Genomic DNA, 22,970 nt, shown 5'->3' with positions numbered 1-22,970 from the left:
CCGAAGGGAGAAGGGCGCAATGAGCATCATTGCTTACAGGGGCGGCAAAAGCATTTCGGATGAAGTAGAACTCCAAGCCTACTTGGCCTCGCTCCTTCGATTGGAGAACGTTGGTCTACTTCTAGGAGCCGGTGCTTCGTGCTCTGCTGGCGGGCAAACAATGCGAGGTCTTTGGACAGCGTTCCTTCTGGCTGAAACAGCTCATGCCGATTGGCTCCTAGCTCAAAAATTCATCGTTCAAGCGGAGCGCAATCTCCCAATCCCACCACCTCCTCCAGCCACCCCGACCTCAGCTACACCTCCAGCACCAGGTTCAGTGGCTCCCGTTGCATTGCCGCCTTTAGCTGTCCAGGGATCTCCTATCGCTCCGGCGTATGTTTCAACTACGCCGAATATCGAGGTCTTACTCGATAAGTTGGAGATCGCCATCATCGAGTGGGATCGCCAAGGTGGGGCCAATCTAGCCGAGGCAAAGTCTGCCCGCGCTGCGTTATTCCGATCCATCATGCGGGCAGCAAGACTGAACGAGAGTTGGTGGATGTCTCCTATGGGGGCAGACCTAGCTGACGAGCTCGCTCCACATCGGGCGATTCTGCAGAAGCTCACGTCAGCACGACAGCCAGGCCAGTCAGCCCCTTGGGTTTTCACGACCAACTACGACCTGGCCATCGAGTGGGCGGCAGAGTCGGTCGATCTCCAGGTGATTGATGGCTTTCTGGGTGTCCATAGCCGGCGATTCTCACCGCATAGCTTTGATCTTGGCTTCCGTAATGTCCAAGCAAAAGGCGAGGCCCGATTCGGCGTCTACAACATCTACTTGGCTAAGTTGCACGGCTCCCTGACGTGGAAAGAGGTGGAGCACCAGGTTGTGGAGGTATCCGCGGCCGAGGCTTGGCGCGAATTGCAGGCCTTCATTTCTGGCGCTACTGAATCGCTCAAGTATCTGGTTCTTCCTCGTGCGGCGAAGTATCTGCAGACCGTTGGCTATGTGATGGGTGAGCTATTCCGGCGGTTCGCGGAATTCATGGCGCGACCTCAAGCAGCGCTCATCGTCAGCGGCTATGGATTTGGGGATGAGCACATTAACCGCCTTATACGCTCTGCATTGCTCAATCCAACCCTACAGGTAGTCATCTATCTGCCCGAGTTTCAAGGTGATCCAGCCGCGCCCTCGTTGCCCGAAACTGTCCGCCGACTGCTCGCACTACAGAACCCTCGCTTGACAATTGTTGGAGGAGGCGAACGCGCGTTCACTTCCGCTTTGGCCGCCGATCTCCCAGACCCCACGATTTACGATCAGGACTTGGCCGATCTGCAACGGAAGCTGATGCCTCAGCGGCCTGATGGCGAGGACTTGGCATGAAAAGCCGACACGCCATTGGCTATGTCGTCCAAATCGACGGCATCGATATCACGCTTAACCTGATGGATGTTCACAAGGGACACCTGGCAGCCCATGGTCAGGGTGTGTCGACCATCACTGAGGTGGGAAGCCTGCTGGGCATTGAGTCAGGCGGGCGTTTGATGGTGATGAAGGTCCAGTCTCTGTCATTCGCAGAGCCTAAGGAAGTTCACCGGCACGGAATTTCTGGTGCATCGGTGTCTTCAGAGCCATTGCGGCACCTGTCCGGGGTGGTGGTGGGTAGGCTTGTGCGGGAGGGCGCGAAACTATCGTTCGTAGCTGATTCGCTCTCCACGCCCTCACTAGGTGCTGAGGTTTATCCCCTTACGGACGCGGAGTTGTCAGCCATTCTAGGCAATACGCAGACGTCTCCGGCATCGATTCACTTGGGAGACGATTTGCGCGGTGGTGGCCGCTTGATGGTGGAACTGGAGCAACTGGTCTCACGTCACGTCGCCGTGCTGGGAAGCTCGGGTCAGGGCAAAAGCTGCTTTACCGCTGCCGTGCTTCAACAGATCGTCAAGATGCCCAAGGCGAGGGTAGTCATCTTCGATATCAATGGGGAGTATGAGGACGCGTTTCCTGCCGCTGCCTATCCCCCTGGGGTGGTCAAGACCACGCGAATTGGCGGGGCCGGCGCAGACACCTATCGCATTCCTTACTACGCCCTAGGGCGCCTGGGCCTTCAACGCTTGCTGCTTCCTAGTGACAAGACCCAGCGACCCGCGCTGACGTTTGCTCTGGATCATCTGAACAAGATCAAGTGGTTTGCGAATGGGGGTGCTGGTCTAGAAGCTGACACGCTGCCATCACTCTTCGACGACTGCCGCGCCGACCGGGTGAATGAGGCTGATCGGATCATCAAGCAGCTCCGCGCCAACCAAGCCGGACTTGCCACTCAATGGCCGCCCATGAAGGCCCTTGGTCCCTTGATCGCTGACAGCCACGCTATTGCTCCGAATAGCCGGTCGGGTTTGGAGCGCAATTCATGGAACTACGGAAACATTGCCCCACTCATCACCCGAATCGCGCGATTCGTGGACGACGCAATGTTCCAGGACGTTGTCAATGTGGATGGCGGTCCAGGGTGCGGTGGCCCGCTGAGCTGGCCAAATGAATCAAAGGCCGTCGTTGAACGACTATTCGGCGGGCCAGAAGTTGACTGGCGCGTTCACATCATCGATTTGCGGCGCGTGTCCCATGACCTGACTCCCTTTGTTCTCGGGGCGCTCCTAGAACTCTATGCCTACGAGCTGTTCAAGCGAGGGCAAGAGCGCAAGATTGAAACCCTGCTCGTGCTGGAAGAGGCGCATCATTACCTCCGGCAGATGGGAACGGGCGAAGAGGCGGTCAACAACTCATTGGCTTACGAGAGGCTTGCGAAGGAGGGGCGGAAGTTCGGGCTTGCCCTATGGTTGAGCACGCAACGACCGTCAGAGATCTCTCCTACTGTTCTGTCGCAGTGCAATACATGGGTGTCGTTCCGACTTTCATCGGAAAAAGATCTCACAGCTATACAGTTCGCCAGCGAGTGGGCCGACAAACGCGAGGTTCGAAGGATTGCGGGGCTGGCAAGGCAGAACGCGTTGGCTTTCGGCGGGAGCTTGCAGATGGCAACGTTAATCAAGGCAGCCACGGCATCACCGCTTCCCAGATCCGAGGATGGTCGATTCAATCAGTGGGCTAGCGAGGACTAACTGCCGGCCAAATTCGACCTGGCAGCGCGAAGTATCAGCGCGCTTTAACCAGCTGATCCCACCGGGTGGTATAGGCCGGCGACAAATTTTTCTGGTTCATCGCCCACACTGGCTCGCGGGACGGGTTCCACGCGCAACGCTTAAGGATGATCGGGCAGTCCGAATGCTCCCCGGTCCACGAGGGCGAGCAACGTCTGCGCCACGTCGAGGGCGGCGTGACCCCATTCGTCGTCGTCGCCGTCGAAAGGTTGTTCGCCCGGATCTTCCTTGCCGCCGTGAAATAGGTTGTTGCGCACGCGCTTAGTGGGCGGTGTTGAGCGCCGCCCAGGCTTGCCGATGGTCTCCTTCCCAGGAAGCCATGGATCGCTCGATCTCCTTTGCCGTCGGCCCCAACCGCATCTGCACGCCGGGCTTCTTAAGGCGAGCACGCATCCCTTGAGCATCAACGGTGGGACGCGCGGCAATGACCGCAGCTTGTTCTTCGTGGGTGAACCAGCGACGCTGTTGGGCGCAGCGTTCTTCCTCACTGGCCATGAGCGCCAGCCACCGTTCAAGGGGTTGGCGTTCGGATTCCAGGAATGCCATGTCTTCTCGGAGGCGCTTGTCCGCTAAAGCCAGGTTTACCGCGTGGGCAAGGGCGGCGCCCTGGGAGTTGGGCAGCCCGTCGGCTTTCACCTCCTCACCGCGCCCGGTGTGGAAAGTAATATCCGTCCAGAACGTGCCGGTGTGGACACGGTAAGTGGCCTCGTCCTCGACGTTGACCCGGTGGGTCCGGCCCTCCAGTGTCAAGGCGAGCTCCAAGCCCTTCAGGCGCAAGCGCCAATCCGATGATCCCGTTAAGTGCTGGCCCAGCCACGACGGCGCCCATTCCTTTGCCATTCCTTGTCCCGCCTTTCCCCTGGAATGCCGGCGTTACAGACCGCGACAACCGGCTGTCCCATGGTAAATGGCATAGGCTCTTGCGGTAATGCCTGGTCTGGCCCTACATGGGGGAGTTGTCTCAGCCCGTGAGAGCGCCCACGGGCACGCTGGCGCCCGTAAACTGGGCCGGGGAACGGGCCTTGGGTCCGAACAAGGGGGAAGGGATGAAGCACCGTGTATGGGCCGGCGTGTTGGCGCTGGCGTTGATGGCAGGGCACGCCCAAGCCGATCCGGCCAAGCTGGGTTCCAACCCTGCACCGGTGGTGACGGTGAAAGGGCGCAGCGTCCAAGACGTTCAAAACGCCATCGTGGCGATGATGCTGCCCGCGGGGAAAACCCCGATCCGGCAGGACCAGAACGTCATGGTCTACGAATTCCCGCTGTCTTTCTGGCAATCCATTGGCGTGCAGATGGCGCAAGGGAACAGCGGGTGGCAGGAGCCCAAGGGGCGCTTGACCTTCACGATGGCCCAGATGGGTTCCGACGTGATGGTGAGCAACAAGTTCGAGACCGTGGCCACCAACATGTTCAACGCCAGCAATTCGGTGGAGATCACCAACCCAGTGGTCTACAACGAGAACCAGCTTGGGTTGCAACTGGTGGCGGCCTTCGCCGAAGGGCGCATGGTGCCCGGGGACCACAACGCGCTGGGCATTCAGGCCTACGAGAAACCCACCCGAAAGACCCGCAAGGTAGGGGCCGTGATCGAAAGCCTGGTGCCGGGCGCGCCAGCCGAACAGGCCGGACTGCGCCCCGGCGACGTCATCACCCACATCGGTGGCGTCCCCTTGGCCGAACAGAGCCCGGCCGCGATCCAACTGCTCGGTTTCTTGCAGATCGGTGAAGCAAAGCTACAAGTCCTCAACAAGGGCGAAGTCGTCGTCCACAAGCGTCCGGCGCCCAACGCCCCTGCAGTGGCTCAAGCCACCGCCACTCCAGCACCCGCAGCGACCTCCGTTCCCACCGCTGCCGCAGTTCCACCTTCCACAGCGTCCGCACCTGCCTCGTCAACGCAAGAAAGCGGACAGGGCTGGTGGCAGAAACAGAAGCAGGGCGACTGAGCGCCATGCGAGGGGTGGGGTGTGGCCTCATCGTGGTGCTGTTGGCCGCCGGCTGGCTGCTACAAACCATCGGGGAGACTGCCTTCACCGCCGTGGTCTGGATCGTGGTGGGATTGGTCCTGCTGGCCCAGGTCATCGGGCTACTGGCGAGAATCGGGTTGCTTCGACTCCCGGCGCCGCCGGCTCCGGGGCAATTGAGCCCCAAGGACGAACGGCGGTGGCAACGGTCCCACCAGCAACGCGAACGGGGCGTGGCGTCACTCCTGGTGGCCGTCGAGCATTGCGACCGGGCCGAGGTGGAACGGTGCGTGCTCCAAGAAAACGTCAGCCCTTACGAGTCAGGCTTGTTCCAGAATCAGCGGCTGATCAGTGCCTACGCCCTGGCCAAGGAAACTGGCTTCGATGAGGCGATTCGGTTCTTCGAGGCATGGACCCGTGATGGGCCTGCCGCGCGAATCGAGCGATGAGCCGTTCTTTCAGCGGTGGCCGTAGTCCCGGTTCGAGCATCCTCGTTGAATCCACGTGGTGATGTTGGCCCGGCAGAGGTCGTAGTCTTCCCCGTCCACGTTGGTCATGCCAGTGGGTGGGGCCGACCACATTTTCTGGAGCACGTAACGGGGTTCGATGCCCATGCGCATCAGGTAACCGAACACCTGGCGGTAGGGCTCGCTGTCGAACGGAATGGGCTGGCCATCCGAGGTGTAGATCTGGTGGAAACCCAGTTCGGGATAGGGCGACCAGTTCTGACGCTCGACCCCTGCCATGAACACCAAGGGACAGGCGGAATAGCAGTTGTTGAACAAGGTGGTCTCTAAACCTTTCGCGCGGATGAAAGTTCCCGCTTCCATCGCTTCGTTGACATAGCCACCGCCGCTCCCCAAGGCAACGACCTCCACGGTGGGATTGGCTTCGATGGCATCGCGGATCTTCTTCGCAAACCCCTCCTCGATGTCGCCCAGCACTTTCAGCGCCTTGCCGTCGTTGGTCACCACGTAGAAAGACGACTGGCCCTCTTGCTTGATGAAGGCACGGGGCAATCCCATCTGTCCGGCGCAATCCAGGTTCCACGTGACCACCCGCTCGTCGTGGGGCATGCCCAGGATGTGCTTGGCGACGCTGGCGAAGTTGTGGAGCGAATTGCTCATGATTCGCAGGTCGGAGGCGTTCTCCGTGGTCTGCGTGTCGTAGTCGGGCTGGTAATCGATGGCCAAGGATCTGACCAGGTCGGCCTTCCCCAGCAACTGGCCAAGCACGTAACACTTGTGCTCGGGGATGTGAATCTCGTTGAAGGCCGTTCCCGCGTGGGTGTGGCCATCGATCGCCACGCCGGCTTGAAACACTTTCGTTCCCAATGCTTCCCGCTCAGTAGCCAGCTTGGTCAGCCATGCAACCACTGCCGGATCATCGGCGTGCCCCTTCGGTTCCTCGGCGGCGGGAGCAGGCTCTTTCACCGGCGCCGGCTTCGTTTCCGGTTCGGGAATCGGCTCGGGTAAGACCGGGACGGGGGGCGGTGCCGCCACGGGCGGCGAGGGTGGTGTGGGCGCGTTGCATCCCGCGAGCATGGCCACGAGGGCCAGGCCAATGATCCGTTGGCTCATGGTGGTGTCTTCCCCTGTCGGGGAAAGGATGCCGGAAAGAGCTTCAATTTCCCAGAAAGGTTGCTGGCGAAGGAGACAAAATAAGGGGAGGGGCTGGCCACGTCGGCTCGAACCTGCCGAGTGTTGAGAAAAATGTAAGAATGCGGGGCATAGGCGGTCTTCTTCAACCGATTCAGTTGATATGGTTGAATAAGTATGTGATGCCGGGCTTCAAAGTTGGCAGAAAAACCTCATGATTTGTGCATATCACCCAACTGAAAGGCTTGTCACCATGTGTGCACAACCGTTCTAGATGACCAGCAACTCCAACCCTCCTGTCGATGCCTTGCTGGAGCAGCTGGCGCGTTCCAAGCGCATCGATGCGTGGCTGTATGACAGTTCAAATGGAACCACGGCTGCCCGCACGCCTCGCATCATCATGTCCGCCAGCTCCTACCAACTGGCCATGGATCACCATCGGGCCATCATCAGGCTTGTCGAACAGGACATGTGGGGCTCAGCCCTGGCACTGCTGCGGCCGTGCGTTGAGGCCTTTACTTGGGGTGCATGGCTGCACCATTACGCCAAGGAGGAGCAACTGGATCTAATCCAGACGCACCGCTTTACTCGGGACCTTGGCGAAATGCAGCGGGACCTGGACAAGATCAAGTTCTTCGATTCATCGATTGCAAGAGACACGGAAGGCATGCGTCGCAATCTAAATGGGTTCACCCACGGTGGAATTCTCCACATGCAGTGGCGCCTCAAGGATGGAGAGGTGAGGCCAAGGTATCCGCTTGAAGTCGTGGTCGATGGTTTGAGACTTGCCGATGTGCACGGCTACTTGGCCCTTCAAGGTGTCGTTGCACTGGCTGAAGACCCGGAGAAGGCTGCAGCGCTACACGCGAAGGTCTACGACATCTTCGAATGGAGGCCGCCCACGTAGTCGTTCAAGTGATTGCCAGCCAGCATGATCTGGGTTTCCTGGCACTGGTATTCGGCAATCAGTAGCGGCCTGACCCATCGATGCGGGTAATCGGTTCCTTCGTAGGAGAAGGCGTTGATCCGCATGCCATGAGTAGCCTCTACTTCACCGACGGAAAAGCCCACATCCACGATGCCGCGATGCTTGCAGTGGTTGTCCAGAGCGACCAGATACCTGAAGTCATCATGGGAATGCAGCTTCTTCAGGTCCTCAACAAGTTCGGATGCAGGAAGGTTGTCCCTGACCTTGTGCCAGCTGATTGACCTTTCCTCGATACGCGTTGCGTTGTCCAGGTTCATGCCGGTGGCGAAATAGACCAGGTGCACCAGGTTGTCTGCGACCGCCCGCATATTGTGCACGCAGGCCACGATGTTGAGGTAGGCGGCGAACCTGGCATCTTCGAATGAGCCGGCTTCCTTGTCGTAGGCGCCCAACATGGCGGCCATGACCTCGTAATCAGGCCTGCCCTCAATCTTGGCTGCGATGGCGCGCATGGCTTCGTTGTAGTGGTGTCGGGCGAACTCGCGACGATCCACGACGGATCGGATGCAGTTGGACACAATCCGTCGCTGGTCGTCGCCAAACAGCCGTTGCACATGGTCGAGAAGGGCCGCCAGATCCCAGCGCATGTTCTGGATCGGAGCGTCGGTCGTCATCACACCATTCCCTCATCAGTTGATCCCATCGGCTCGTAGACGATGTGTCCGTGTATCGCTTCGATGGATCGACCGACCACAAGGATATCCTCGGCAAATATCCCGGAGCCCTCCACCGAGCGGCCCTAGGCTTGGACGAAGAAGGAAGCCAAAGGATTGCAGATCAGGCGCACACCCAGGTCCAGATCCTCGCCCTGGAAGTCTTCCGCGGCGCATGGGAAGCCGCAGGTGGCGCGATGGTGGAGCAGGCATGCACCAAACTCGTGAACTCAGGAACGATCAGTCTTCCAGCAGGCGAGCGGCGGGATTCGTCGTAGCGCCACCTGTCTGGAAGTAACCAATCACGCTCGACACCGCCCGGTGCTCGGTCAGCGCCATGATCGCCGGTAGCGCCACCCCCTGTCGGCTGGCTTCGGTCACGAACCCTGACCGCAGGCTGTGCCCCCCAAAATCCCCCTCCAGCCCTGCCAGGCGTGCCCGCCGCTGCACGATCTCCCCCACGGCGGCAGGGGAGAGGGCAGGGCCGACGTGGCGCTTCCACAGCCGCCGGAAGATCGCCCCTTCAGTGATTCCAGACGCCTCCAGCCAGTCCTCCAGCGCCAGCGCGGCCCGGTCGAGCACCGGCTTGTCCGGAGTGGAGGAGGCAGTCACGCCGGCCTGCTGGGTTTTGCTGTGTTCGAGCCGATAGATGTAGCCCTGCGCCCCGATCCGGCGCAGGTCGCGCAGGTCGGCCGCGGCGATCTCGCTACGGCGGCGCCCCCCACTGGCGAACCCGAAGCAGAGTAGGGCACGGTCGCGCAGGCCCTCCAGGGTGTCATCGCAGGTGGCCAGCATGGCCTCCAGTTCGGCCAGGGTAACCGCGGTCTTCTTGCGCGGCCGCTCGCCGCGTTTGACCGAAGCGCGAGCCGCACGGCTGAGCACGGTGCGGATCGCCGGCTGCTCGCAGGGATTGGGCTGCTGCTTGAGTCGGTGCGCGGTAGACAATACCGCCACCCGGTGCCGGACCGTGGACAAGGTCCAAGGGCCCGGCTTGGCCTTCAGGCCGGCCGCCACCAGGGCCTGGTCGACCGCCGGCGGGAGTTCCCACGCCAGCTCGCCGTCGACGTTGCGCCGGACCACATGGTCGACCACGAACTGCAGCACGATCGCCTCGGGCACCGGCAAGGCCAACTCGATGCCATAGCGCGCCGCATGCCAGCCGGCCCAGTAGCGCAGCGCGCTGGCGTAGCTGCGGGTGGTGTTGGCCGCGGCCGCTTCGGCCAGCAGCTCCCGCACCGCGTCCGCGGCCTGTTGTGCCAGCTGTTCGGGCAGCACCAGGTGATGGGCCGTCTGAACAAGGGCGACGCTGGTGAAATTATATTTCATAGTATGTAATGTACACTACGAATAAGCGCGTATAGCCACGATAATCATCACTTATCGTGAGTACGGAATCAACTAAGTAGGGCACTTTCGTAAGAGGCACCCCATGGCACGTGGCATTACCGAATCTGAGGTCCACACCGCAGCCGACGAGATCGTTGCTACCGGCGACCGACCGACCGTCGAGCGTATCCGCGCGCATCTGGGCACCGGCTCGCCGAACACCGTCACGCGGTGGCTGGAGACCTGGTGGCGAGGACTCGGCGCCCGGCTGGAAGCTCAGCAACGTCCTGTTGCAGTCCCGGGCGCTCCGGAGGCGGTTATCACCTTGGCAGGGGAGTGGTGGGGGCTGGCGCTTGAGCATGCCCGTGCGTCGGCGCTGGAGACTCTCGCCGCCCAGCGGGCTGCCCTGCAAGCGGAACGGGAAGCGCTCCTGCAGGAGCGGGCGAGGTTTGCGGCCGAGGCCGCAGTGCTACGTGATCAGGTGAGCGCTGCCGCCCACGCCGAGCGCCTGGCCACAACTCAGGCCACTGAGCTGCATCGGCTGGTCAGCCAGCTTGAGGGGCAAGTCAAGGAAATGGCCCGACAACGCGATGCCGCACTCCTGCGAGCGACGGAGGCCGACTCCGCACGGCAGGCGGCCGACGTGCGCATTCAGACACTGCAGGACGCCGCCAGCACTGAACGGGAAGCTCTGACGCAGCATATACGTGTCGTCGAGGATCGTGCCCACGCGGAAATCGATCATGCCCGTCAGGATGCGAAGGAACTGAGAGCCCGATTGGTTGCAGCCGCTCAGGAGCATGCCGGCGCCCAGAAGTCGCTTCTTCAGACTGCTGAACAAGCTAAGACCGCAGCCGCTGAAGCACACCGGGACGCGGGCATCGAGCGTGCCCGCGCTGACGCCCTTGAGAAACAACTGGCCAAACTTCAGGAGCTGCCTGCCGCTTTGGAAGCGGCCATACGCCAGCACAGTAAAGCTCCACCAAAGACGCGAAAAACTGCTACTAGGAAGCCCTCCGAGAATCCGGGAGTCGCGCTAAAGACTCAGTCAAAGCCTGAGGAGAGGATTCGGGTCAGGCCGCCATTCCGCGGTTGACACTGGAGACAATTGAATGCAGACGTTTGTAGATGAAGACAATTGACCGCGTCATATGGGGAAGGTTAGCGCCTATGTTGGGGACACTTCACCGCGTACAACAGGGGCATTTACTGGAGGTGTCCGAGGCATTTGTTGGTCGCTAACGGGATATTTCCAAGTTGGCAATCAATTTCCTCTGCGTCAGACACGCAGCCAGCGCCATATAAGGCCGAAGGCCGACGGCCTCGGCGACGCCCCTGGTAGTAATTTCGCATAATGCCTAGACTGCGCCGTTTCGGTTGCGTCTGTAGCGGCCTGAGCGGGCGTCTGTAGGGCAGGGAACACCATCACCGCTAGGAGGGCTGCGGTCGCGGCCATTCGCTTCGCTAGCGCCGCCCATGCCTTTCCTGCTGCACCATCGGATCGGACCGCTTTAATTGCTACAAGCCATTCGGCGGGGTCGTCTCCGGCCATTGTCGCCATGTGCGCGATGTTTTCCTCATCCGGGTAGGCGTCCCCGGTTCGCCACTTCGACACTGCTTGCCGATGAACTCCGAAATGCGCGGCTAAAGCGCTGTCTGAGGCGATGCCTGACCGTGCCCTAGCTTTATCGATTAGCGTTCCTACGATGCTCATGTCCCGTATCCGGTTGACAGTTGTCCCGTAATCAGGTTACATGCCGCCTGTCCCGTGTGCACGGGACACCCCTCCCCGGTCACCCCCGGGCCGGGGCAGGGGATTCCGGGGCGGGGGTGAAGGGGCATTAGATGAATCTGCAACAGTGGAAGGAACTGCAACCGCGCATCGTGGACGTGCAACGTCTGGCGCTGGTGTTCGCCGAACTCGGCGAGTCGAAGGTTTCCTACTTGCTCATGCAAGCCGGCATCCGCGCATCGCGGATCAAGCCTGCGGCAGAGCAGGGCACGGAGCAGCCGGCACCGAAAAAGGGGAAGGGCGCATGAGCGCCCTTTTTCCGTTGGTGCTGACCATCATCGCGGCCGCTGGTCTGTTCGTCGCGGCCGGCATCATCAAGCTCGCTATCTGGCATCGCGATCAGCAGGATCGCCAAGCACTGGCCGACTTCCGCGCGCAGTGCATCGTCGCCGCTGAAATGCAGCGCATCAGTGACGCGCGTCAATCGAGCGAACACGCGTGATCGCGGACGGCTATTTCATCGAAGAAATCGGCGGCATGGGCTTGCTCGCCGCCTATGGCATGGATGAGCCGGGTGCCGTATCCAACTGTCGTTGGTACAACCATCTGACGCGCGGCCGCCGCGTTTTCCGCGTTGTGCTGCGTGTCCAGGGAATCACGGCGGTGATTCATGGCTGACGGCTCCCGTTGCCCGCTGGAAGCCGCTGCGCTCCGCGCAGCCGCATCGCGTCGCACTGAAATCGCCTCGGCAACGCTCGCGCAGCACGGCATTTCGGCGGCGGCCGGAGGCCGTCGCCTTGGGCTTGTCCATTCTTCAACAAGTGACACGCGGCGCGTGTCGATTGCGCTTGACAGCAATCGCATCCGGGCGATGCGACTAAAGAAATCCATCATCACCGGAGCGAGGCTCCATGACCAAGAAGCGACGAAAGGCTCCACGCGTGGAGCGTGGTACATGCTCACTACGACCTACGCAACGACAAGCAACGCAGGCCCTCGCGACATTAGCGAACTTCTTAAACGAATCCGGGGCTTCTTCGATAGAGCTGTACGAATTCGCTACCGGGGCAACGGTCCGCGTCTCCGTTACCTATGGGTCGGCGAACTCACCAAGGCCCTTGTCCCCCATTACCACGTCCTGATCTGGATTCCGCGCGGCATCTTCATCCCGAAGGTGGATCAGCGCGGATGGTGGCCGCATGGCAGTACGCAGATCGAGAAGGCGCGTAACGCGGTGGGTTACCTCGCGAAGTACGCAAGCAAGTTCTGCGCAGCCATGATGGACGCATTTCCCAAAGGCTTCCGCACGCATGGCGTCGGTGGTCTTGGCGACGAATCGAAACGTGAGCTTCGCTGGTGGAAGGCACCTAGCGATGCACGTACTGCACTCGGCCCATTGGCCGACATCCGCAAGGCCCTCGGGGGTTACGTGGACAAACTGACCGGCGAATTCTGGCCTTCGCCGTGGCGGGTTTTCTTCCATCAGGGCCACACCATCGCATGGAAATTGGAGTCAATCTCATGAACTGCATTCTCATCAAGTCCGGTACGTCCACGCCGCGTTCGATCAAGCGCAAGGACGGTACGCAAGTCATCTTCAACGAGCAGAAAGCCGCCATCGAAAAGGGCGAGGATTTCCCGGTGCCGTTCACCATCAGCCTCGGCGATGGTCAGCCGCCGTATCCGCCGGGCCGGTATCTGCTGGACGTGTCCAGTCTGGAAGTGGGCGATTTCGATGCGTTGAAAGTGTCGCGCCGCATCGCGCTCGTCCCGGTTCCGGCGAAGTAACGCATGTCTACTACGCCGCCACCGCTCTACGTCATCGGCTGTGCACCTGAGCATATTCAGGCCGATGGCGTGTGCGCGGTGCCGGTGTGGTTGTCGTACCCGCAGCAGGTCTTGCCGCCTCTGAGTCTTGTTGACGGGACGCTGGTTGCCTTCGCCATTGTGGGCGTTTGGGCAGTTGGCGTGAAAGCGAGTCTCGTATTCCGCGCGGCGCGTACCTGAGGCATCACAAACCAACGAAAGGATCAACTATGAAGAAGTTCAAGAAGTTCGTGCAGGGCATCGGCTCCAAGTTGCAGAATGCCACCGTTCCGTTCGCGGCCGGTGCCTCCGCGCTCGCGCTGGCCCCGTCCGCGTTCGCCACCGGTGCCGGCTCGGCCATCGCTGCGGAACTGTCCACCGGCAAGGCGCAGGTGTTGCTGGTGGTCGCCGCGCTGGCGGTGATCGTCGGCACCATCATCCTGTGGCGCTACGTCAAGCGCGCGGGCTGATCGTCAACGGCTGACAGGGAAGGGCGCTTCGGGAAACCTGAGCGCCCTTTTTCAATTTTCGGAGGATGTCATGGGCTATTTCGTAATCATCGCGATATGTGGCGCGTGCTGGCTGGCATTTGAGGGGACGTGAATCATGAACCTATTACGGGGTTTCGTTCGCAGTGTGTTGCTATGCGTCGCCACTTTCGTGGCATTTAGCGTTCACATTCCTGCGCGTGCGCAGTCGGGTGGCAACTACGCTGATCAGGGCCTGGCGCTCGCTGCGTGTACTCAATTCGTGCATGCGCAGCCGCCTTATACGCAGGGCCTTTTGCACTGCGAATTGAATCTTTGCCGGTATATGGTTCTGTGGAGTTCCAACAGTGCGGAGTATGGTCAGAATCGTTTTAACTTTCCGTGCGGGTCTAGCTGTAGCGCAAGGCAACCGTTGAGTAATGGATGGTTTCAGGTGGGTGGTGGGGATCAGGTTTGTCACGACGGCTGCATGTATGGAAGTTCTTCGGGTCCTGATCTGACTACGGTGGTATTCAATGCGGGTACACCGCAGGCCCTTTCGTTCAAGCGAGAAGAGGGCGGACTTCAACCAACGGGAGCGCTTTGCGTTCCTTCGCCTAATGATGGTGGCCCCGTTGATCAACCTAATTGTTCGCAGGTTGGTTCGCTCACTCAGTGCATGCGGCCCGATGGTAAGCATTGCGCCTCGGCCAGTACCGGCAAGACGTTCTGCTGGTCGCCTAATGAGGCTGGAACTAAGGTGTCGGGCAATGACGCTGCCACAAAAGCGCCTGCTACGGCAGAGGTAAAGCCGCCGGCCGTGCCGCCTACGAACAATGGTGATTGGCAGCAGAAAGGACAGGGCACGACGACGATCAACAATAACGGCAACGTGACCAATTACAACACGGCGACGTTTCAGTCGAATTATGGATCGGATGGCAAGGGCGGCGGTGCCACTAGGCCCGATGGTTCGGAAGAGCCGGGTAGCGGCAACGGTGATGGTGACCGTCCTTGGGATGCCAACAACAATGGCGTGCCAGACGTGCTGGAAGGTGAGGGCAGTTCACCAGAGCCGGGGGAAGGCGACGAAGTGACGCGGTGGGGCATTGGCATTGGTCCGGGCATGCTCGATACCGATGACATCTTCGGCGGTGGGAGTTGTCCGCAGTTCTCGTCTTTCGAGTTCATGGGCGCGACGGTCAATCCGTCCGACATACCGTCGTGGTGCACATTGGTATCAATCATGCGCGCGGTGATCTTGATCATGGGCGCGTTTTTCGCATTGCGGATTCTTATGGGGAGCGTGACATGATTTGGGACTGGATCATTAAGGGTATTGCGACGCTGCTCTTCCAGTTGAAAATTGCAGCAGCGGGCATCGTGGGGCGTGTGCTGGCAACGTTCGGGTTGACTATGGTCACGTTGAACGGCGTGCTTCCTAACCTGAAAAGTTTTGTTTCGCAGTACGCGGCGGGGCTTTCCCCGGAGGCGATGAATTTTCTCGGTGCTATCGGCTTAGGCCAAGCTATGAGCATGGTGCTGTCTGCGCTGACGATACGCTTGACATGGAAGGTTTTCATCATTCCGAAGGGCATCGCGGATCAGTTGGGGGGTGGCTCATGATCTACTGGTATACGGGCCAGCCGGGTCACGGCAAGACGCTGCATGCCATTGAGCGCTTGCTTGAATTCAAAGATCAAGGGCGCATCGTCTACGCGTGCAACGTTCGTGGATTCGACTACGCCAAGACCGGCGTTTTGGAGATGACGCCGGAGCAGTTCAGGGATTGGCCCAATTTCCTTCCCGATGGCGCTGTTGCGCTGGTCGATGAAGCTTACGAACATGGCATGCTGCCGAAGCGTCCGCCGGGTTCCAAGGTGCCGCACCACGTTGAACAGCTTGCTAAGCACCGCCATCGCGGTCTCGATTTCGTTTTTGTCAGTCAGTCGCCAGACAAGCAATGCGATCAGTTCGTCCATGATCTGATCGAGCGCCATATACACGTCCGTCGCCGTTTCGGAACGAAGTACGTCACGCTGCGTGAATTTGACCGTTTTGAAGCTCATGCGGAGAAAGCTACTCCGCTGGTGATACGCCGGAAGACGTTACCGAAGCGTCCGATGGGCACGTATCAGTCAACGGAAATGGACACGACCGAGGTCCGGATACCTTGGTATTTCTGGGCGCTTGGTGTGGCGGTGCCGTTGGCGTTGTTCCTCATGTGGTACACCTTTGGCAACATGAATAAGCGACTCGGCGGCGCGACACCTCCGGCACATGCTGCGACTCTCAATGCTGGACCCGCGCCACACGGAGCGGCAGCGACGGGGGGCGTGGGTACGGCTGAACCGGTGACGCCCGATGAGTACGAAAAACGCTTTACGCCGCTCGTTGCGTCAATGCCGTGGAGTGCGCCTGCGTATGATCGACTTGCACCACCACAGGAAGCGCCGCGTATTTTCTGCATGTCGGCAAAGGAAGGCGTGGTTGAGGGCGGTGATGTTGTTCTCGATTCCTGTACCTGCCTGACCGATCAAGGCACTACGTATCCGCTTGAATTCCAGCAATGCGCGCATATCGCGCGTCACGGTCAATATGAGCCGTATTTCAAGGAAGGAAAGTTTTTCTCGGATGGCCGTTCGCAGGTGCGGCATTGGCAGGGTGAGCTTCAAGATCATGAAGCATCAAGGCGCTATGCAAGTGCGTCTGATCGCGATGTGGAGACTTCGCGGCAGCCGTCCGTACAGGGCGTGGTGATTTCGTACACGCGAGCAGCTACGGGGCCGTAATGACGTGTCTAGGGGTCATCTATTCGACGCAGCTTTGTTGGTCGCATTGCTCGCCAGCTTGATCGCGTTGGGGGTGGTGCCGGCGGTGCTGTTGTTCTACGCGATTATGGGATGTGCGGTGTATGTTGCACGCGAATTCCACCGTAAGCATGGCGGCTAGAATCGTGATATATAGCCCTCGGTTTCTCGGGGGTTCACAAGGATGCGTACAGCTATATTCTTACTGTTGGTGATATTCAGTTCTGTTGCTCTCGCACAGACCATTAAATCTGCCGGGGGTAAGGGGGCACCAAGAGTTGGCCCTGTGCCTAATGCGGCTTATAACCCTGCTGCAAAAGACACCACGCCTTTAAACTGTAGCCGGCCAGAGATTAGGCTTCATCCCCATCCGGGTGTTTCGTCACTATGTAAGATGTGGGAGGATCAACTTTTGCAGGATAGTGCGCGCCGCGCCGGTAGGCCTGCACCATCGTCTAGCGTTATCAGGCTGCCTGCTCTTGGTTCTCAGGACGCGAAGCGTACGGGTTTCGTCTGCATCAGTGGTCAAGCTTTCCAGCGGATCGAAAACGGCTGGTCTCAGCTAATGGCCCCCGGGGGCGGCTGGCAACGTTGCGAAGGAGGTTAGGGGTGTAGGGGCGGAGCCCCTACGGTCAACGCCTCACACGCGCATGGGATGCTCGCAAGCGATCAGCAATGATGCTCACGGCATGGTCCCGGTCCGAAGGCCGATCATCACCCTGGACAACTTGTCGGCGGGCCTCGGCCATCATGGTCTGCCATTCCCGCGCGATGTTGCAGGTCAACGACCACCAGCGCATTTGTTCCGGGTACAGGGTGTAACCCTCGGGCGTCCACATGTGGCCTTGCTGGAAACCAAAACCGGCCCAAGGGCCGGTGAGTTCGTTGCGTTCGGTGGGGTCGATCAGGCGCATACCTTGGCCTCGAAGCTGTCCGTGGCTTTGGGCCGGTGCAGCTTCCATGCCAGCCACCAGCGTAGTAGGCGGCCCAGCCAGCCCACGCGTGCAGCCAGCCCATGCGCAGCCACCACCCTAAATTTCGCATAATGCCTATTATGTAAAATCGTAGCCAAGCTGGATTTCGGCTGGTGGTGCCAGCTGCTGCGCTGGTGGCTGGCATGGCGCTTGCGTGGCCGGAAGTCCTCTTCTAGGAGCTTGGACGCATGCCACAGTACCTGACCGGGAAATTCTATGGGTTCTACGTCGCCGGCAACTACCTGGTGTCGCCGGACGGCCAGCGAATGACGCCAGAACGCCTTCGCGGGCTGCTCTGGCGCGATGAGCTGGAACTGCGCCGTGCGGGCTACGCGTCCCGCCGACGGGCCGAGAACGGCACACAGGCCCGCCAGTATCAGGCCAAGGTCAAGGTGATCATTGTTGACCTAGCGGACTGGCACAGCCGGAACGTGGGCAGCCTAGCCGGCTAGGCTCCCCCGATCGGTGACTACAACGTGTAGTCATCCAGAAAAAACCAAGTTTGCCGGGTGGATGATTGGCCTTCGGACCAGAGCCATGCCGTGAGTATCGTTTGCTGCAGCTCACAGGCGTCTAGGCCGCGAATGAGGCGTTTACCGTAGGGGCGTCGCCCCTACACCCCCGTCACTTGCAGGCATCGTACACAACGTCACTCATCGCCCTAGACGTGGCAAAGCTGCGATCTGCGCCAGCAGCCTCATAGACCATGTCACGCCGGCGCTTGGCGCTCTCGCACGCCGAACTATTACGCTGCCCGACCGCAGCACCAACAGGACCGCTAGAGCCGCTCACCTGCGCCGCTCTGGCCCTCATGTGCCGACGGTCCCGCTCGATTTTCTTGTCAGCGGCCGTGCGCTTGTAGTAGTCGTCCCATGTGTAATCACGTGGCTGCGTGTCCCAGCGCTTTTCAGCCTCCGGGCACGGATTGGACTGGTAGACCGGGTTGCCCTTGGCATCCCGGCATTTGTATACCGACTGAGCCGATGCCGTTGCGGCAAGCCCACAGAACACGACAAGGAAAGTCCATTTCATGGCGTACCCCCACGCTATGGCCGGGAGAATACCCTAAGAAAGGCCGTCAAGCACCACCAGCGCCCCCAAGTGACCAACGTAGTACGCCAAGAACGTCCAGCGCCACCGAGGCACATCGACCGGCAGACGGCCAACCACGGCGATCAGCGGCAACGCGGCCAGCGCATAGAAGTTGCCATTGATGAAGACCAACAGTCCGACCGCCAGCCCAAGGAACGCGACGCAAGCACCCCCCCGGGAAAACGCCAGCGCTGCAGCGACCATGATGCCCAAGCCAAACCAACTGTAATCGACCCACAAACCTGCGAACACGAACAAGGCAATGGACGCCAGCGGCGAGCGCTTCCACAGCAGCAGCACGAGCGCACCCGCCGACAAAGTGAGCAGCACATTCGCCGGCAACCAATAGCCGAATGCCCAAGCGTGCAACGGCTGCACAAGCAAGCCGGAAACCAGCGTGCGAAGCGCCGCGTTCCACCCATGCATGCCCGGTTCTTCCAGACGCAGATTGCAGACGAACACCACAGCGAAGATCGGGAAGACAACGCGGGAAATATCCGTTAGCCATGGCTGGCCGCCATCAAGCAAAACCTTGTTGACGTGATCCCCGGTCATGAGGGCCAGCGCGAGCCACTTGAGCAGCTCGCGTCCCCCACTGGTCAACACAGCATCAGAAGTGCGGTGGAGCGGCACGAACGACATTCTTCGTCTCCCCTACTTCAGCCATGGAACCCGGAACGATTACACCGCCAGACTCACGCCGAGCGATGGACTCATGCGCACGATCAATCTGCGTTGGGCCATCAACCCAGCGGCTATTACGCTCATCGCGGTACGGCTCATATTGACCGCGACGCGCAATGAAGCGACACAGCGCATGCTGAACAACGTAGTGCGTCCCCTGCTCTGTTAGGCACGTGCACGACGGCTCCACATGCTCGCCACGATCATTTGCACCAGCCAGTGAAGACATGCAGAACAGCCGGGGCGGCTCGCCGGGAACGTGCAAGGCATCGTCATACACAGGAGCGCTCCACGGCTCAGAGGCCACGCGTGGAAGGAAAGCCCTTGCGTACTCAGCCGCCGTTGTGGCAGCACCACGGAACGAACCTGATGCCGAACGCTGATCTACAAGCACAGTGTCCGGCTTGGCACTGGGTTGCACCGAAGAAGAACCACCGCCAAGCCGATCACCCATGTTGCCGAAGGTGTAGTACATGAGACCCAAGCCCAGCACTACGGCCAATGGCAACCCAATGTAGTACCACGGAATCTTGCGTTCCGTTGTGTCCATTTCGGTTGACCGATACAAGCCACGCGGACGCTTAGGAAGACGCTTGCGACGCACCACAAGCGGCGTCGCCTTTTCAGCCTGGGCTTCATACCGATCAAACTCCCGCAGGTGTACGAATTGGGTGCCGAAGCGGCGGCGCACGTGGATATGCCGCTCGATCAAGTCTTGTACAAACTGGTCGCATTGCTTGTCTGGCGACTGGCTTACGAAAATGAAATCTAGACCCCGATGGCGATGCTTCGCCAGCTGCTCGACATGGTTCGGCACCTTCGAGCCAGCAGGCCGTTTCGGCAACATGCCATGTTCATAGGCCTCATCGACCAACGCTACCGCACCATCAGGCAGAAATTCAGGCCAATGCTTGAAATCCTCCGGCGTCATTTCCAAAACGCCGGCCTTCGCATAGTCGAATTCCCGGATGTTGCAAGCGTAAACCATGCGCCCCTGATCCTTGAACTCCAACAAGCGCTCGATAGCATGCAGCGTCTTGCCGTGCCCGGGCTGGCCCGTGTACCAGTAAATCATGAGGCACCCGGCAGCTGGTCGGCGATGGCCTTAGGCACGATAAAGACCTTCCATGCCAACCGCACCGTCAGCGCGGACAGAATCATGCTCATCACGGTGCCCACTTCCAAATAACCAAGAAGGTTCAAAGTCTCCGGACTGAGGCCACCAGTGTATTGAGAGATAAACGCCTTCAGATCAGGCAGCACCGAACTGAAAGTGACCGTGGTCAACCCAAACGTCGCCAACACACGACCGACAATCCCCGCAGCAAGCTCTTTCGTTTTGCCCAGCAGATGCATCACTGCATCGCTGATCCAATCAGACACCATGCCCATTAAAACCCCCAACCCATGAGTATTTTCAACGCAGTGAACGCACCAAAAATCAATATGAGCGCGCGAAGAATCGCCATCGCGTTGCACCAGTGAGGGAAATCCGCACCACTGACACTAACGCCCATGATCGTGAGCGTGGGCGGCGCGGGACAGGAACCACCGCCGAAGATGTTGCCAGTGTCCAAAAGGCTTGTAGACACACCTTTCCCGGAAACCGAAGTCGAATCCTCACCCTCGCCCCCCGTGCTGGGCGTTAGCCGCCCTTCCAGCGCATCGGGCACGCCGTTGCCGTTCGCATCGCTATTACCACCGCCACTACCCGGCAAGCCGCCTGTCATCTTTTCCAGCGCGCACGTGGTACGCCACTGCTGCAGCAACTGCGCGTACTCCATTGCATTGCAATTCTCGCCGACACAGACAGGCTGAGCAGTACAGGCGCCACCACTGATGTTGGCGGTTTTGCGGGTATTGCAGTCGATCCGCCATTGGATCTTCACTTGCATGCAAGCGATGGCACCACCCGAACACGACGGAGGCACCTTGCAGCTATCACCACCGGACGCACTCTCCTTTCCCGGATCATTGTTCGGATCGTCGTCGTCCTCATCAGCTTTGCCGTCGCCATCGGAATCCCTGCCGCAGGTCCCGTTGTCGCGACGTGCTTCGCCAGACGCACATTGCCCCTCACCGGGAAGACATTGCCCACCTGGAGACATGACATTGCCCGGAGGACATTCGTCCTGCGCAGGCTTGCAGTACATTGCGCCTTGCTGAATCGCTCCCGGCGTTGCACCGGTAACAGCGATCATACCCTCAGGGCATTTGTTGTCAGGCTTACAGATGCCATCTTCGCGAGTTTCGCCCTCCGCGCAGTCGGGGGCGATGGGCTGGCATACGCCCATGTAGCCGTTCCAAAAAGAATTAGATGGGCAATTATCCTTGAATTGCGCGTCAGTACAGGCGTCGCCTGTAGCACTTCGCGTACTGGTTTCATCATCACCATTTTGCAAGTAACTGACCACACATCCGTTCCAGCATTGCGTAGAACCAGTCAATGGCAGGAACTGCGTTACTTGCGATGGCCGTTGACTACACGAAGCAGCGAAAAAGTAACGGCCCAAGCCAGTACCACCGATAGGATTACCGCCCGAGCTATAAACCTGATAAAAGCCGCTGGACTTTTGACAATAGCCCCCACCCACTACTGCCCCCACGTGCACCAAGCATGCCGCATACGCAGCGGATTCTTCGCAACCTGAATTCACATCACAGCCATAAGTACCGGCTTTAACCGAGCCAATACCCAGCCACGCCAATACCAACGCGATCACCACATATACGATGCGGCGTGCGAAGGCATTGGCGAAAATGCGCGCGATGTTCATAGCCCCTCGAACGCGAGCCAGCACGCGCCGCAAATTCCGATGATGACGAAGTAGCCCATGGCAGTCTCCCAAGGGTGAAAGAAAAGGGGGCGCACGTCGCCGTGAACCCCCTGCCCCGTTACGACCCGATCAGCGCGCCCGCTTCACGTAGCCCCACAGGATGATGGCACCGAGGATCACGGCCACGGCCGCGATGATCAGCATCACATCATCCTTGCCGCCCGCCAGTTCGCCAGCGATGGCACCACCGGGGCTGGAACCACCACCGGCCAGCGCCATGGCACTGGCACCCAGCGTCGCGACGCCCGTGCTGACCTTGGCAGCGGTGGAACGGAAAGCCTTGTGCAGACCCTTGTTGAACTGCTTGATGTTGGTACGCATGAAACGATCTCCTTGCTGTTGTCAGAAAACCCCAAGACGCGCCGCGCGAAATACGAGACGCGCTTTCAACCCGATAGCCCACAGAGCAACGATTGCGAAGGCCACCAAGGTTCCATCGGCCAGATCGAGGGGAGGCAATACTGGCTGGTGGTACGGCACCCACACCGGCACCGTGCATACGCCGTCCGGCTGCATGTTTTCTGCAGCGCAACCGACGACGTACAGGCTTTCCGGCATGGGCGAAGACATAGGACTACGCCGCCTTCGACGGCTTCACGGCGTACTCGCCCTGCTCGCCCTCCGGCAGACGCACGTATTCCGCGTCATAACGGCTGATTTCCAGCTGGCGGTATTCCGGGTTAACCATGATGCTTGCCGAGGACAGCGTGTAGAAACCCGGCGACAGCGGCTTCACGCCCAAGGGATCGTTCGGCAAGGTGATCTCAAAACGATCTGGATACTTCCCGCCCTTGTGCAAGAAAGCCTCTTGCCGATTGATCTCATAATCCTTGCCTGTCTTGTTCGACTTGCCCTTGATGGTTTCGAACTTTGCCGACGCAACCTCGATACGTATACCGTCCAT

33 protein-coding genes are annotated in these 22,970 nt (G+C 59.8%); 17 read left to right on the top strand and 16 right to left on the bottom strand.

The genetic code is table 11. From position 1 onward, the window contains the following. Nucleotides 1-19: 19 nt before the first annotated feature. Nucleotides 20-1,363 (top strand): SIR2 family anti-phage-associated protein, encoded by a 1,344-nt coding sequence (locus AAD027_RS08605; RefSeq protein ID WP_341725608.1) that lies wholly within the window; start codon nucleotides 20-22, stop codon nucleotides 1,361-1,363. After that, entirely contained in the window at nucleotides 1,360-3,099 is a 1,740-nt protein-coding gene (gene herA, locus AAD027_RS08600; protein WP_341725607.1) for an anti-phage-associated helicase HerA, read from the top strand. Before AAD027_RS08605 ends, herA begins: the two co-directional genes overlap by 4 nt. 34 nt (nucleotides 3,100-3,133) lie before the next feature. Here herA and AAD027_RS08595 read toward each other — a convergent pair whose 3' ends face one another. From AAD027_RS08595 to AAD027_RS08585, 3 genes are read right to left on the bottom strand one after another with little or no spacing between them, the layout of a single operon-like run. After that, the gene (locus AAD027_RS08595) at nucleotides 3,134-3,208 is read right to left on the bottom strand and encodes a DUF4113 domain-containing protein (RefSeq protein ID WP_425605429.1); all 75 of its coding nucleotides are present in this window, start codon (nucleotides 3,206-3,208) and stop codon (nucleotides 3,134-3,136) included. A 31-nt stretch (nucleotides 3,209-3,239) separates the two neighbouring features. Then, nucleotides 3,240-3,395, bottom strand: coding sequence for a hypothetical protein (locus tag AAD027_RS08590; RefSeq protein ID WP_341725606.1), 156 nt, complete (start codon nucleotides 3,393-3,395; stop codon nucleotides 3,240-3,242). Nucleotides 3,396-3,399: 4 nt separating this feature from the next. After that, on the bottom strand, nucleotides 3,400-3,978 hold the full coding sequence (locus AAD027_RS08585) for a hypothetical protein (protein WP_341725605.1): 579 nt from the start codon (nucleotides 3,976-3,978) through the stop codon (nucleotides 3,400-3,402). Between the two features lie 206 nt (nucleotides 3,979-4,184). Here AAD027_RS08585 and AAD027_RS08580 point away from each other — a divergent pair, with 206 nt between their 5' ends. After that, entirely contained in the window at nucleotides 4,185-5,081 is an 897-nt protein-coding gene (locus tag AAD027_RS08580; protein WP_341725604.1) for a PDZ domain-containing protein, read from the top strand. Continuing rightward, nucleotides 5,054-5,548 carry a hypothetical protein gene (locus AAD027_RS08575; RefSeq protein ID WP_341725876.1) on the top strand — a complete coding sequence of 165 codons (495 nt, stop codon included), beginning with the start codon at nucleotides 5,054-5,056 and terminating at the stop codon, nucleotides 5,546-5,548. Before AAD027_RS08580 ends, AAD027_RS08575 begins: the two co-directional genes overlap by 28 nt. Before the next feature lie 9 nt (nucleotides 5,549-5,557). On the opposite strand, the gene AAD027_RS08570 is transcribed toward AAD027_RS08575, so the two are convergent. Beyond that, nucleotides 5,558-6,679 (bottom strand): COG3904 family protein, encoded by a 1,122-nt coding sequence (locus AAD027_RS08570; protein ID WP_341725603.1) that lies wholly within the window; start codon nucleotides 6,677-6,679, stop codon nucleotides 5,558-5,560. Nucleotides 6,680-6,971: 292 nt separating this feature from the next. Between AAD027_RS08570 and AAD027_RS08565 the strand changes: the two genes are divergently transcribed. Beyond that, the gene (locus AAD027_RS08565) at nucleotides 6,972-7,604 is read left to right on the top strand and encodes a DUF6988 family protein (RefSeq protein ID WP_341725602.1); all 633 of its coding nucleotides are present in this window, start codon (nucleotides 6,972-6,974) and stop codon (nucleotides 7,602-7,604) included. On the opposite strand, the gene AAD027_RS08560 is transcribed toward AAD027_RS08565, so the two are convergent. Next, nucleotides 7,571-8,299: a hypothetical protein gene (locus AAD027_RS08560; RefSeq protein ID WP_341725601.1), complete on the bottom strand. Its 729-nt coding sequence runs from the start codon at nucleotides 8,297-8,299 to the stop codon at nucleotides 7,571-7,573. The two genes, AAD027_RS08565 and AAD027_RS08560, sit on opposite strands and share 34 nt — an antisense overlap. 50 nt (nucleotides 8,300-8,349) lie before the next feature. Here AAD027_RS08560 and AAD027_RS08555 point away from each other — a divergent pair, with 50 nt between their 5' ends. Next, complete coding sequence (locus AAD027_RS08555) at nucleotides 8,350-8,616, top strand: hypothetical protein (RefSeq protein WP_341725600.1); 267 nt, start codon at nucleotides 8,350-8,352, stop codon at nucleotides 8,614-8,616. Here the strand turns inward: AAD027_RS08555 and AAD027_RS08550 are convergent. Continuing rightward, nucleotides 8,579-9,664: a site-specific integrase gene (locus AAD027_RS08550; protein ID WP_341725599.1), complete on the bottom strand. Its 1,086-nt coding sequence runs from the start codon at nucleotides 9,662-9,664 to the stop codon at nucleotides 8,579-8,581. The genes AAD027_RS08555 and AAD027_RS08550 overlap by 38 nt on opposite strands. 103 nt (nucleotides 9,665-9,767) lie before the next feature. Here AAD027_RS08550 and AAD027_RS08545 point away from each other — a divergent pair, with 103 nt between their 5' ends. Beyond that, entirely contained in the window at nucleotides 9,768-10,760 is a 993-nt protein-coding gene (locus tag AAD027_RS08545) for a DNA-binding protein (protein WP_341725598.1), read from the top strand. Nucleotides 10,761-10,943: 183 nt separating this feature from the next. Here AAD027_RS08545 and AAD027_RS19050 read toward each other — a convergent pair whose 3' ends face one another. After that, nucleotides 10,944-11,378 (bottom strand): helix-turn-helix domain-containing protein, encoded by a 435-nt coding sequence (locus tag AAD027_RS19050; protein ID WP_425605421.1) that lies wholly within the window; start codon nucleotides 11,376-11,378, stop codon nucleotides 10,944-10,946. A 131-nt stretch (nucleotides 11,379-11,509) separates the two neighbouring features. On the opposite strand from AAD027_RS19050, the gene AAD027_RS08540 reads away from it, so the two are divergent. From AAD027_RS08540 to AAD027_RS08500, 9 genes are all read left to right on the top strand, one after another. Next, nucleotides 11,510-11,704, top strand: a complete 195-nt coding sequence (locus AAD027_RS08540; protein ID WP_341725597.1) for a hypothetical protein — start codon at nucleotides 11,510-11,512, stop codon at nucleotides 11,702-11,704. Next, nucleotides 11,701-11,898 (top strand): hypothetical protein, encoded by a 198-nt coding sequence (locus tag AAD027_RS08535; RefSeq protein WP_341725596.1) that lies wholly within the window; start codon nucleotides 11,701-11,703, stop codon nucleotides 11,896-11,898. The genes AAD027_RS08540 and AAD027_RS08535 overlap by 4 nt, the downstream gene beginning before the upstream one ends. Continuing rightward, nucleotides 11,895-12,074 carry a hypothetical protein gene (locus AAD027_RS08530; RefSeq protein ID WP_341725595.1) on the top strand — a complete coding sequence of 60 codons (180 nt, stop codon included), beginning with the start codon at nucleotides 11,895-11,897 and terminating at the stop codon, nucleotides 12,072-12,074. The genes AAD027_RS08535 and AAD027_RS08530 overlap by 4 nt, the downstream gene beginning before the upstream one ends. Next, nucleotides 12,067-12,921 carry a rolling circle replication-associated protein gene (locus AAD027_RS08525; RefSeq protein ID WP_425605420.1) on the top strand — a complete coding sequence of 285 codons (855 nt, stop codon included), beginning with the start codon at nucleotides 12,067-12,069 and terminating at the stop codon, nucleotides 12,919-12,921. The genes AAD027_RS08530 and AAD027_RS08525 overlap by 8 nt, the downstream gene beginning before the upstream one ends. After that, nucleotides 12,918-13,184: a single-stranded DNA-binding protein gene (locus AAD027_RS08520; RefSeq protein WP_341725594.1), complete on the top strand. Its 267-nt coding sequence runs from the start codon at nucleotides 12,918-12,920 to the stop codon at nucleotides 13,182-13,184. Before AAD027_RS08525 ends, AAD027_RS08520 begins: the two co-directional genes overlap by 4 nt. A 248-nt stretch (nucleotides 13,185-13,432) precedes the next feature. Beyond that, the gene (locus AAD027_RS08515) at nucleotides 13,433-13,672 is read left to right on the top strand and encodes a hypothetical protein (protein WP_341725593.1); all 240 of its coding nucleotides are present in this window, start codon (nucleotides 13,433-13,435) and stop codon (nucleotides 13,670-13,672) included. Nucleotides 13,673-14,429: 757 nt separating this feature from the next. Further along, nucleotides 14,430-14,984 (top strand): hypothetical protein, encoded by a 555-nt coding sequence (locus AAD027_RS08510; RefSeq protein ID WP_341725592.1) that lies wholly within the window; start codon nucleotides 14,430-14,432, stop codon nucleotides 14,982-14,984. Then, nucleotides 14,981-15,295 carry a DUF2523 family protein gene (locus AAD027_RS08505; protein ID WP_341725591.1) on the top strand — a complete coding sequence of 105 codons (315 nt, stop codon included), beginning with the start codon at nucleotides 14,981-14,983 and terminating at the stop codon, nucleotides 15,293-15,295. Before AAD027_RS08510 ends, AAD027_RS08505 begins: the two co-directional genes overlap by 4 nt. Further along, nucleotides 15,292-16,461, top strand: coding sequence for a zonular occludens toxin domain-containing protein (locus AAD027_RS08500; RefSeq protein WP_341725590.1), 1,170 nt, complete (start codon nucleotides 15,292-15,294; stop codon nucleotides 16,459-16,461). Before AAD027_RS08505 ends, AAD027_RS08500 begins: the two co-directional genes overlap by 4 nt. 650 nt (nucleotides 16,462-17,111) lie before the next feature. Here the strand turns inward: AAD027_RS08500 and AAD027_RS08495 are convergent. Then, nucleotides 17,112-17,393 (bottom strand): DUF3653 domain-containing protein, encoded by a 282-nt coding sequence (locus AAD027_RS08495; protein WP_341725589.1) that lies wholly within the window; start codon nucleotides 17,391-17,393, stop codon nucleotides 17,112-17,114. Nucleotides 17,394-17,641: 248 nt separating this feature from the next. Here AAD027_RS08495 and AAD027_RS08490 point away from each other — a divergent pair, with 248 nt between their 5' ends. After that, on the top strand, nucleotides 17,642-17,905 hold the full coding sequence (locus AAD027_RS08490) for a DUF3653 domain-containing protein (protein ID WP_341725588.1): 264 nt from the start codon (nucleotides 17,642-17,644) through the stop codon (nucleotides 17,903-17,905). A 172-nt stretch (nucleotides 17,906-18,077) separates the two neighbouring features. Here AAD027_RS08490 and AAD027_RS08485 read toward each other — a convergent pair whose 3' ends face one another. The 8 genes from AAD027_RS08485 to AAD027_RS08450 all read right to left on the bottom strand — a co-directional run bounded on the left by AAD027_RS08485 (nucleotide 18,078) and on the right by AAD027_RS08450 (nucleotide 22,970). Next, nucleotides 18,078-18,485, bottom strand: coding sequence for a DUF4124 domain-containing protein (locus AAD027_RS08485; RefSeq protein ID WP_341725587.1), 408 nt, complete (start codon nucleotides 18,483-18,485; stop codon nucleotides 18,078-18,080). Nucleotides 18,486-18,518: 33 nt separating this feature from the next. Then, nucleotides 18,519-19,187: a TraX family protein gene (locus tag AAD027_RS08480; RefSeq protein WP_341725586.1), complete on the bottom strand. Its 669-nt coding sequence runs from the start codon at nucleotides 19,185-19,187 to the stop codon at nucleotides 18,519-18,521. Continuing rightward, the gene (locus AAD027_RS08475) at nucleotides 19,156-20,304 is read right to left on the bottom strand and encodes a zonular occludens toxin domain-containing protein (protein WP_341725585.1); all 1,149 of its coding nucleotides are present in this window, start codon (nucleotides 20,302-20,304) and stop codon (nucleotides 19,156-19,158) included. The genes AAD027_RS08480 and AAD027_RS08475 overlap by 32 nt, the downstream gene beginning before the upstream one ends. Beyond that, nucleotides 20,301-20,621 carry a DUF2523 family protein gene (locus tag AAD027_RS08470; protein ID WP_341725584.1) on the bottom strand — a complete coding sequence of 107 codons (321 nt, stop codon included), beginning with the start codon at nucleotides 20,619-20,621 and terminating at the stop codon, nucleotides 20,301-20,303. The genes AAD027_RS08475 and AAD027_RS08470 overlap by 4 nt, the downstream gene beginning before the upstream one ends. Continuing rightward, nucleotides 20,621-22,006, bottom strand: coding sequence for a hypothetical protein (locus AAD027_RS08465; protein ID WP_341725583.1), 1,386 nt, complete (start codon nucleotides 22,004-22,006; stop codon nucleotides 20,621-20,623). Before AAD027_RS08465 ends, AAD027_RS08470 begins: the two co-directional genes overlap by 1 nt. Before the next feature lie 129 nt (nucleotides 22,007-22,135). Continuing rightward, on the bottom strand, nucleotides 22,136-22,387 hold the full coding sequence (locus AAD027_RS08460; protein WP_341725582.1) for a hypothetical protein: 252 nt from the start codon (nucleotides 22,385-22,387) through the stop codon (nucleotides 22,136-22,138). A 21-nt stretch (nucleotides 22,388-22,408) separates the two neighbouring features. Continuing rightward, entirely contained in the window at nucleotides 22,409-22,624 is a 216-nt protein-coding gene (locus tag AAD027_RS08455) for a hypothetical protein (protein ID WP_341725581.1), read from the bottom strand. A gap of 16 nt (nucleotides 22,625-22,640) precedes the next feature. After that, complete coding sequence (locus AAD027_RS08450; RefSeq protein WP_341725580.1) at nucleotides 22,641-22,970, bottom strand: single-stranded DNA-binding protein; 330 nt, start codon at nucleotides 22,968-22,970, stop codon at nucleotides 22,641-22,643.

It is taken from the genome of Pseudoxanthomonas putridarboris, from assembly GCF_038321125.1.
Classification (GTDB): domain Bacteria; phylum Pseudomonadota; class Gammaproteobacteria; order Xanthomonadales; family Xanthomonadaceae; genus Pseudoxanthomonas_A; species Pseudoxanthomonas_A putridarboris.
The sequence above is the reverse complement of the archived record's forward strand: the minus strand, read 5'-3'. Positions and strand labels throughout refer to the sequence as shown.

Coding starts and splice junctions, on each gene's coding strand:
- AAD027_RS08605 (WP_341725608.1), top strand. CDS start 20: ATGAGCATCATTGCTTACAGGGGCGGCAAAAGCATTTCGGATGAAGTA.
- herA (WP_341725607.1), top strand. CDS start 1,360: ATGAAAAGCCGACACGCCATTGGCTATGTCGTCCAAATCGACGGCATC.
- AAD027_RS08585 (WP_341725605.1), bottom strand. CDS start 3,978: ATGGCAAAGGAATGGGCGCCGTCGTGGCTGGGCCAGCACTTAACGGGA.
- AAD027_RS08580 (WP_341725604.1), top strand. CDS start 4,185: ATGAAGCACCGTGTATGGGCCGGCGTGTTGGCGCTGGCGTTGATGGCA.
- AAD027_RS08570 (WP_341725603.1), bottom strand. CDS start 6,679: ATGAGCCAACGGATCATTGGCCTGGCCCTCGTGGCCATGCTCGCGGGA.
- AAD027_RS08565 (WP_341725602.1), top strand. CDS start 6,972: ATGACCAGCAACTCCAACCCTCCTGTCGATGCCTTGCTGGAGCAGCTG.
- AAD027_RS08560 (WP_341725601.1), bottom strand. CDS start 8,299: ATGACGACCGACGCTCCGATCCAGAACATGCGCTGGGATCTGGCGGCC.
- AAD027_RS08550 (WP_341725599.1), bottom strand. CDS start 9,664: ATGAAATATAATTTCACCAGCGTCGCCCTTGTTCAGACGGCCCATCAC.
- AAD027_RS08545 (WP_341725598.1), top strand. CDS start 9,768: ATGGCACGTGGCATTACCGAATCTGAGGTCCACACCGCAGCCGACGAG.
- AAD027_RS19050 (WP_425605421.1), bottom strand. CDS start 11,378: ATGAGCATCGTAGGAACGCTAATCGATAAAGCTAGGGCACGGTCAGGC.
- AAD027_RS08540 (WP_341725597.1), top strand. CDS start 11,510: ATGAATCTGCAACAGTGGAAGGAACTGCAACCGCGCATCGTGGACGTG.
- AAD027_RS08535 (WP_341725596.1), top strand. CDS start 11,701: ATGAGCGCCCTTTTTCCGTTGGTGCTGACCATCATCGCGGCCGCTGGT.
- AAD027_RS08525 (WP_425605420.1), top strand. CDS start 12,067: ATGGCTGACGGCTCCCGTTGCCCGCTGGAAGCCGCTGCGCTCCGCGCA.
- AAD027_RS08520 (WP_341725594.1), top strand. CDS start 12,918: ATGAACTGCATTCTCATCAAGTCCGGTACGTCCACGCCGCGTTCGATC.
- AAD027_RS08515 (WP_341725593.1), top strand. CDS start 13,433: ATGAAGAAGTTCAAGAAGTTCGTGCAGGGCATCGGCTCCAAGTTGCAG.
- AAD027_RS08505 (WP_341725591.1), top strand. CDS start 14,981: ATGATTTGGGACTGGATCATTAAGGGTATTGCGACGCTGCTCTTCCAG.
- AAD027_RS08500 (WP_341725590.1), top strand. CDS start 15,292: ATGATCTACTGGTATACGGGCCAGCCGGGTCACGGCAAGACGCTGCAT.
- AAD027_RS08495 (WP_341725589.1), bottom strand. CDS start 17,393: ATGCGCCTGATCGACCCCACCGAACGCAACGAACTCACCGGCCCTTGG.
- AAD027_RS08490 (WP_341725588.1), top strand. CDS start 17,642: ATGCCACAGTACCTGACCGGGAAATTCTATGGGTTCTACGTCGCCGGC.
- AAD027_RS08485 (WP_341725587.1), bottom strand. CDS start 18,485: ATGAAATGGACTTTCCTTGTCGTGTTCTGTGGGCTTGCCGCAACGGCA.
- AAD027_RS08480 (WP_341725586.1), bottom strand. CDS start 19,187: ATGTCGTTCGTGCCGCTCCACCGCACTTCTGATGCTGTGTTGACCAGT.
- AAD027_RS08475 (WP_341725585.1), bottom strand. CDS start 20,304: ATGATTTACTGGTACACGGGCCAGCCCGGGCACGGCAAGACGCTGCAT.
- AAD027_RS08470 (WP_341725584.1), bottom strand. CDS start 20,621: ATGGGCATGGTGTCTGATTGGATCAGCGATGCAGTGATGCATCTGCTG.
- AAD027_RS08465 (WP_341725583.1), bottom strand. CDS start 22,006: ATGAACATCGCGCGCATTTTCGCCAATGCCTTCGCACGCCGCATCGTA.
- AAD027_RS08460 (WP_341725582.1), bottom strand. CDS start 22,387: ATGCGTACCAACATCAAGCAGTTCAACAAGGGTCTGCACAAGGCTTTC.
- AAD027_RS08455 (WP_341725581.1), bottom strand. CDS start 22,624: ATGCCGGAAAGCCTGTACGTCGTCGGTTGCGCTGCAGAAAACATGCAG.
- AAD027_RS08450 (WP_341725580.1), bottom strand. CDS start 22,970: ATGGACGGTATACGTATCGAGGTTGCGTCGGCAAAGTTCGAAACCATC.